The 263-nt window shown below is 52.9% G+C and carries 1 protein-coding gene; it reads left to right on the plus strand.

From position 1 onward, the window contains the following. Positions 1-249: tyrosine-type recombinase/integrase (locus ALO43_RS18535; RefSeq protein ID WP_157062329.1), on the plus strand; the 249-nt coding region annotated here is incomplete at its 5' end. Positions 250-263: the final 14 nt, after the last annotated feature.

Below are 263 nucleotides of genomic sequence, written 5' to 3' on the forward strand. Positions count from 1 at the left end.
CTTTACGTACAGAGCCTAGAGCTGAAAGATCTTCGATTTCATGACATGCGACACGACGGCATAAGCAGACTTTTCGAGATGGACTGGGACATCCCTAGAGTAGCAAGCGTGTCAGGGCACCGTGATTGGAATTCTTTGAGACGGTACACACACCTGCGAGGACGTGGCGACCCCTATCAGGGCTGGGAGTTGCTTAAGCGGATTGTGGATGCAGAGGTTGACCTTGGCGCACGCACGAACGAACGCTAGGCTCTGTACGTAAA

Source organism: Pseudomonas tremae, assembly GCF_001401155.1.
GTDB classification, from domain to species: domain Bacteria; phylum Pseudomonadota; class Gammaproteobacteria; order Pseudomonadales; family Pseudomonadaceae; genus Aquipseudomonas; species Aquipseudomonas tremae.